We start from the raw sequence: 7,177 nt of genomic DNA, 5'->3' as shown, positions 1-7,177 counted from the left end.
GACCCGGGTGCTCATGACCTCCCCCGAGGTCGACGAGGGGCTCTTGCTCGCGGTGTTCGTCGACCCGTACACCGCGCAGGTGCGCGGCGAACTCGCCTCCTACGGCAGCTCCGGCGCGCTCCCCCTGCGCACCTGGCTCTCGCGGCTCCACGTCGACCTGCACCTGGGCGAGACGGGCCGCCACTACAGCGAACTGGCCGCGAGCTGGCTGTGGGTGGTGGCCCTCGGCGGCGCGGGCGTCGGACGGCGGGGTGGGTATCCCGTCGTCCGCGGGGACGGTGCCCTTGCTCTGGGCGTCGATGGACATGGCGATCCTCGGAGTTGACGTCGACATGGGGAGAGCGGCCCCCAGGTCGTGTCAGACGGTTGCTCCGGGGGCCGTGGCGCGGGGGACGAGCCGTACGGGCGGGCCCCGGCGGACGACGGTGTGCGCGAGGACGACATGGCGTGGTCGGCGTGGCCGGGCGGCGGGAGCGGGCGCGGGACGTGCCGGCCCCGGCAGCGACGCGGTGGCGAGCAGCAGCCGCAGCGGGGTGAAGGCGAAGGCGAGCACGGTGCGTGCGAGCCGGAGGAACGCGGTCTCGCCGCGGGCGAGCCACAGCGCGCAGACGGCGGCCGCGAGGACGTGCACGGCGACCATGCCGGTGTCGGCGCCGATGGCCTGGGCGGCGGTCGGGGCCGAGTCGTACGCGGCGTGGTGCGTGGTGTCGTACGCGGAGTGCCGCGTGTGGTGGTGGGTGGTGCCCGGGCCGGCGGGGGCGGCGAAGAGCAGGTGCAGTGCGCCCTGCACGGCGAGCAGCCCGGTGCCGATCGACCACGGGCCCCGGCGGCGGCCGGCCGCCGCCCAGCCGGCCGCGGCGGTCACCCCGAGGGCGGCGAGCAGCGCGGTGGGCGGGATGTCGTGCGCAGACAGGGACGAATGCCCCACCGCGCCCAACAGCACGGCCACCGCCGCGAAGAGCGCGGCTCGCAGGGCGCGCAGGGGCGACCGGGCATCCGTCATCGTCGCGCCATGGTGCCACTGTCGGGGGCGGAGCGGGAGTGACTCGGGGTTACCCGGTGGTCCTGATGCTGGTCTGCTTCCGCTCGTACGTCATCGCGCTGACGTCCGTCGTGCTCAACCTGCTCTCCGTGGGCGCCGCCTACGGGGTGATGACCGCCGTCTTCCAGCACGGTGTGGGGGCGTCGCTCATCGGCGCGGAGGCGGTCGGGGCGATCGAGGGCTGGATGCCGCTGTTCGTCCTGGTGGTCCTGTTCGGTCTGTCGATGGACTACCACGTCTTCGTCGTCTCCCGCATCCGCGAGGCSCACGCCCATCTGCTTCATGTCCTGCATGGACAGCGTCGCGAAGACGGCGAAGACCGCGACCATGATGGCCGCCGCCCCGGTCACGGCGCCCGCGGTGCGGCGGATGCCCTCGCTGATCGCGGTGGGCGTGTCCGCGCCCCGGTCGTGCGCCTCGCGGATGCGGGAGACGACGAAGACGTGGTAGTCCATCGACAGACCGAACAGGACCACCAGGACGAACAGCGGCATCCAGCCCTCGATCGCCCCGACCGCCTCCGCGCCGATGAGCGACGCCCCCACACCGTGCTGGAAGACGGCGGTCATCACCCCGTAGGCGGCGCCCACGGAGAGCAGGTTGAGCACGACGGACGTCAGCGCGATGACGTACGAGCGGAAGCAGACCAGCATCAGGAGGAACGTCACCACGGTGATGAAGGCGAACACCGGGACGATGCCGCTCTTCAGCTGGTCGTTGAAGTCGACCGACTCGGCGAGCTCGCCGCCCACCAGGGCCGTGGCGCCGGTCCCGTCGAAGGCCTCGGGCAGGCGGTGTTCACGCAGGTCGGCCAGGGCCTGCTTCGAGCGGGCGTCGCTGCCGTCCCCGGGCAGCGGGACCTCGATCTCGGCGACGTCCTTGTCCGGGTGCACGGTCGCCTTCGGGAAGCGGCCGAGGGCGGCGGTGACGGCGGGGGCGGTGATGTCGTCGGCGGTGACGACGACCAGCGCCGGCTCCGGGCCGCCGGGGAACGCCTCGGTGATCCGCGCGTGGGCGACGGTGAGCGGCGCGTCGGCGCCGAACTGCTTCTCCATGCCGAGCTGTTCGGTCTTCATCCCGGCGGCCGGCGCCGCCAGGGCGAGCAGCACGGCGAGCGAGGCGAAGGCGAACAGGCGGGGCCGGGCGAGAACGGGGCGGAGCACCGCGCCGGCGATCGCGCCGCTCTCGTGGACGCCTCGGGCGCCCCGGCGCCCGAGGAGCGGCAGGCGCCCGGCGTCGACGCGGTCGCCGAGCCAGGCCAGCAGCGCGGGGAGCACGGTCACGGAGCCGAGCATGGCGATGAGGACGACGAGGATGGTGGCCAGCGCGAAGCCCTCGAAGAGCATCAGCCCGGACAGGAACATGCCCGACATGGCGAGCATCACGGTGGCGCCGGAGACCAGGACCGCCCGTCCGCTGGTCGCGGCGGCGATCCGCAGGGCGGTCTCCGCGTCCCGGCCCGCGGCCCGCTCGTCGCGTTCGCGCCGCAGGTAGAAGAGGCAGTAGTCGACGCCGACGGCGAGGCCGACCAGGAACATCACCGAGTAGGTGGTCTGGAACAGGTGCAGCTGGTGGCTCGCGAGCGAGAGCAGTCCGAACGTGGCCATGCAGGCGGTGAGGGCGAGCACCACCGGCAGCAGTGCCGCGACGACCGCGCCGAAGGCGACGAGCAGGATGCCGAGGGCCAGCGGCACGGCCGTGAACTCGGCCTTGCGCATGTCGTCGGAGAGCAGGTCGGCCAGCCACTTCTCGGCGCTGGCCCGGCCGAACTGGTGCAGTTCCACGCCGTCGTGGGCCCGGTCCGTGTCCCGTACGGCGTCGAGCACCGGCGGGACCCGGTCGGCGGCGCCGGCGGCGTCGCCCTTCATCTCGAACCGGACGAGCGCCTCCCGGCCGTCCTTCGACGGCAGCGGCGCCTGGACGTGGCGCACCTCGCCGGTCCGCTTGATCGCCGACGCGAGGTCGCGGGCCGCGGCGCGCCAGCCGCCGGCGGTGTCGCCGCTGACCAGGACCAGTTCGCCGGCGGGCTGCTCCAGCCCGGCGTCGGCGAGGATCTGCACGGCCCGCGCCGAGTCGCCGCTGCCCTGTTCCGCCTCGGACATCTCGACCATGCCCGAGGCGCCGCCCGCAACCGTGCTGAGCACGACGAACAGCAGCCAGCCGATGACGGCCGTTCTGCGATGGTGTGCGCTCCACACGCCGATGCGTGCCGCGAGATTGTTCTTCATTGGGCGCTTCCCCCTGGGGCCTGTGCCGCCGATGGATTCGGTGCGGATGCGATGTCGACGCTAGGAAGCGGCGGCCGAACGCCCCAGCCGCCGGGGCCCCCTGTCGCGGAGACGTGGGCCCACGGCCCGGGGGTGGTGCCAGGTACACCCCCGCCGGGTGCCGGGGGCCAGTGCGGTCCGCGGGTGCGGCCCGCCAGACTGGTCGGCGAGACCGGACGACGAGGGGATACCGACGATGATCACGAGGGTGCGCGCCTCACTGGCGGCGGGTGTGCAGGGACTGGCACTGGCGTTGACGGCACTGATCGGCTCGGTCCTGCTCTTCTCGCTGACGCTCGTGTCGATCACCCTGATCGCGATCGGCATCGGGATCTTCACCACTCCCCCGCTGCTGTCGCTGGTCCGTGCCCACGCCAACCGCCGCCGGCTGCTGGCCGCGCAGTGGTCGGGCGTCAGGATTCCCAGCGCCTACCGCCCGGTCGGGCCGACGGCGCGCGGCACTCTCGCCGGACAGGTCGAGCGGTGCGTGCGGATGCTGAAGGACCCGGCCACCCGCAGGGACATGCAGTGGCTGTTCAGCGACATCACGGCGGGCGCGGCCGTCGCCGTCGTCGCGCCGGCCCTGTGGCTGGAGGGTCTCTTCGGCCTGCTGCTGGCGGCGGGGCTGTGGAAGCCGATCGTCGAGGCCGGCGGCACCTACTGGTACAGCTTCGTGCCGGTGAAGAGCGACGGCACCGCGATGCTGGCGGCCGTCCTCGGGGTGGGCTGGATGGTCCTCGCGCTGTACGTGAACCCGCTGCTCGTGCGGAGCCACTTCAGGATCGCCGCCGCCTCGCTGACCCCGGGCCGGGAGGAACTGGAGCAGCGCATCGACCGGCTGACCGCCACCCGGCACGACGCGGTGGACACCTCGGCGGCCGAACTGCGCCGCATCGAGCGGGACCTGCACGACGGGGCCCAGGCGCGGCTGGTCGCCATGGGGATGAACCTGAGCACGATCGAGGCGCTGGTCGAGAAGGACCCGGCGCAGGCCAAGACGCTGATCGCCGCGGCACGCGCGTCGTCGGCGGAGGCGCTGACCGAGCTGCGGGACCTGGTCCGCGGCATCCACCCGCCGGTGCTGGCGGAGCGGGGTCTCGGGGACGCGGTGCGGGCGCTGGCGCTGCGGCTGCCGGTGGCCTGCGAGGTGGACGTGGAGATGACGGGCCGGGTGGAGGCCCCGGTGGAGTCGGCCGCCTACTTCGCGGTGAGCGAGGCGCTGACGAACGCGGTCAAGCACGGCGGGGGCGACCGGATATGGGTCGACATCTCGCACGGCGGGGGTTCGCTGCGGATCGCGGTCACGGACAACGGCGGGGGCGGGGCGTCGATCGGATCCGGTTCGGGTCTGAGCGGGGTCGAACGCCGGCTCGGTACATTCGACGGCGTCCTGGCCGTCAGCAGCCCCGCGGGCGGTCCCACCATGGTCACCATGGAGATCCCTTGCGCGTCGTCCTAGCCGAAGACCTGTTCCTGCTGCGCGACGGCCTGGTGCGGATGCTGGAAGCCTTCGGCTTCGAGATCCTCGCGGCCGTGGAGAGCGGCCCGGAGCTGTCGAAGGCGCTCGCCGAGCTGGAGCCGGACGTGGCGGTCGTCGACGTCCGGCTCCCGCCGTCGCACACCGACGAGGGGTTGCAGTGCGCCCTCGCCGCCCGCCGGGCGCGGCCCGGTCTCCCGGTGCTGGTGCTGTCGCAGCACGTGGAGCAGTTGTATGCGCGCGAGCTGCTGGCGGACGGCGAGGGCGGTGTGGGCTATCTGCTGAAGGACCGCGTCTTCGACGCGGAGCAGTTCGTCGACGCGGTGCGGCGGGTGGCGGGCGGCGGGACGGCGATGGATCCGCAGGTGATCTCCCAGCTGCTGACCCGCCGCTCCCAGGACCAGCCGATCGGCGCGCTGACGCCGCGTGAGCTGGAGGTCATGGAGCTGATGGCCCAGGGGCGTTCGAACGCGGCCATCGCCACGCAGCTCGTGGTGACGGAGCGGGCGATCGCGAAGCACACCTCCAACATCTTCGCCAAGCTCGGCCTGCCGGTGTCGGACGACGACAACCGCCGGGTGCTGGCGGTGCTGGCCTACCTCGACCGCGGGTAGTCCCCGCGGCGGGCCGCCGTCGTGTCCGGCTTCGGCGCCCTGCGACCCATTTGCCGCTGGAGCTTCGTACGAAGTGCGGCCCGCGGTGAACGCCCCATGAGCCCCCGCCGTATGGAACGGCGCGCTTCTCCCTCTGCCGGGACCCCCCTTTCATCCCACACACCCCGGCAACGAAGCAGAGGAGTTCCATGGGACGCACATCAAGAAAACGCTCGAAGCTGGCCAACCGGGCGATCGCCGCCTCGGCCGCACTGATCCTGGGCGGGGGCGGGCTGATCGCGGCCAATTCCTATGCCTCCGCCGGAGAGGGGTGGTGGCCCGGCGGGCGCGACGGCCAGCAGCAGAACCGGACCCGGGCGGCCGCCGGGCAGTCGGTGTCCACGATCGACTGCCCCGATGTGGGCAACTCGCTGCGTGAGGTCCCCGACGACCAGCGTTTCGCGGTCGACCGCGAACTCGCCACGCTGGACTCCCAGATCACGGTCGCCTACCAGCGCTTCGCCGACAACCGGCAGCGGGTGGAGGCGGACCGCTCCTTCGGCGAGAACCAGATCCTGTCGCCGCTGCGGAACGAACGTCTGGTCATCATTCAGCGGATCGTCGCACTGATCGACCGGTCGGCCGAACGCCCGCAGGGCTTGGAGCAGATGGCTCCGTGCACCCTGCGCGACGACGGTGACGGCGGCGGGGACAACGGCGGCGACGGGAACGGCGGCGACGGCGACGGCAACGGCGGCGACGGCCAGGACCAGGACGGCGGCGACGGCAACGGCGACGACGGCAACGGCAACGACAACGACAACGACAACGACGACGGGGACGGCGGTGAGCAGGGCGGCGGCAACGGCGGTCAGGCCGGCAACGGCCCCGAGGCCGGCGACTTCGTCGCGATCGAGGACGTGCAGCCGAACGTGCAGCAGCCGCGCAACCGGCGGGGCGCCTCCCGGGGCACCTTCACGACCGACTGCGGCGTGAACGCGAACGGGAAGTTCAACCCCGACAACGTCATCGTGGCCCCGGGCGTCAGCAACGGCGCCCACCACATGCACGACTACGTGGGCAATCAGGCGAACGACGCCTTCGCCAGCGACGACGACCTCGCCGCGGGCGACACCACCTGCCGCAACCAGGGCGACCGCTCCACCTACTACTGGCCGGTCCTGCGGCTCCAGAACGGCCAGGACGAGGCTGACGCGGCGGCCGACGGCGGTGGCAACGACCAGAACGTGGGCGAGATCCAGACCCCCTCGCAGGTCACCCTGACCTTCGTGGGCAACCCGCGCAGCAAGGTCACCGCGATGCCCCGGTTCCTGCGCATCATCACCGGCGACGCGAAGGCGTTCGTCAACGGCGACGCGAACGCGAACGCCTCGTGGAGCTGCACGGGCTTCGAGGACCGGCAGCTGAAGGACAAGTACCCGATCTGCCCCGAGAACAGCCAGGTGGTGCGCACCTTCACCTTCCAGAGCTGCTGGGACGGCCAGAACACGGACAGCGCCAACCACCGCACCCATGTGGCGTTCGCCGACGCCGGGGGCCGCTGCCCGCAGGGCTTCCAGGCCATCCCCCAGCTGGTCCAGCGGATCGTCTACGACGTGCCGCCGCCGGTCTTCGACGGGGAGAACGCCTCGGTGTTCGCGGTCGACTCGTTCCCCGAGCAGCTGCACAAGCCGATCACCGACCACGGCGACTTCATCAACGTCTTCGACGAGAACCTGATGAACAAGGTGGTCAACTGCATCAACGGCGGGCGGAGGTGCCGGTGACCCGCTGAGCC

4 protein-coding genes and 3 pseudogenes are annotated in these 7,177 nt (G+C 72.4%); 5 read left to right on the top strand and 2 right to left on the bottom strand.

What is annotated here, in order from left to right; all coding sequences use genetic code 11:
• Positions 1-250 (top strand): annotated as a pseudogene (locus EAO77_RS18155) (PepSY domain-containing protein); the annotation flags it as partial.
• Positions 251-358: 108 nt separating this feature from the next.
• Here EAO77_RS18155 and EAO77_RS18150 read toward each other — a convergent pair.
• Positions 359-1,003, bottom strand: a complete 645-nt coding sequence (locus EAO77_RS18150; RefSeq protein WP_261994011.1) for a hypothetical protein — start codon at positions 1,001-1,003, stop codon at positions 359-361.
• 65 nt (positions 1,004-1,068) lie between these two features.
• Here EAO77_RS18150 and EAO77_RS41370 point away from each other — a divergent pair.
• Positions 1,069-1,260 (top strand): annotated as a pseudogene (locus tag EAO77_RS41370) (hypothetical protein); the annotation flags it as partial.
• A 33-nt stretch (positions 1,261-1,293) separates the two neighbouring features.
• On the opposite strand, the pseudogene EAO77_RS18145 reads toward EAO77_RS41370, so the two are convergent.
• Positions 1,294-3,270 (bottom strand): annotated as a pseudogene (locus EAO77_RS18145) (MMPL family transporter); the annotation flags it as partial.
• A gap of 235 nt (positions 3,271-3,505) precedes the next feature.
• On the opposite strand from EAO77_RS18145, the gene EAO77_RS18140 reads away from it, so the two are divergent.
• The 3 genes from EAO77_RS18140 to EAO77_RS18130 all read left to right on the top strand — a co-directional run bounded on the left by EAO77_RS18140 (position 3,506) and on the right by EAO77_RS18130 (position 7,166).
• On the top strand, positions 3,506-4,768 hold the full coding sequence (locus tag EAO77_RS18140; RefSeq protein ID WP_147989328.1) for a sensor histidine kinase: 1,263 nt from the start codon (positions 3,506-3,508) through the stop codon (positions 4,766-4,768).
• On the top strand, positions 4,753-5,400 hold the full coding sequence (locus EAO77_RS18135) for a response regulator transcription factor (protein ID WP_147989327.1): 648 nt from the start codon (positions 4,753-4,755) through the stop codon (positions 5,398-5,400). Before EAO77_RS18140 ends, EAO77_RS18135 begins: the two co-directional genes overlap by 16 nt.
• Before the next feature lie 188 nt (positions 5,401-5,588).
• Positions 5,589-7,166 (top strand): DUF1996 domain-containing protein, encoded by a 1,578-nt coding sequence (locus tag EAO77_RS18130; protein WP_147989326.1) that lies wholly within the window; start codon positions 5,589-5,591, stop codon positions 7,164-7,166.
• Positions 7,167-7,177: the final 11 nt, after the last annotated feature.

Origin of the sequence: Streptomyces sp. T39, assembly GCF_008042045.1 — a bacterium.
GTDB lineage: Bacteria > Actinomycetota > Actinomycetes > Streptomycetales > Streptomycetaceae > Streptomyces.
Note: the sequence above shows the minus strand (reverse complement) of the source record. Positions and strands in the feature narration are given on the sequence as shown.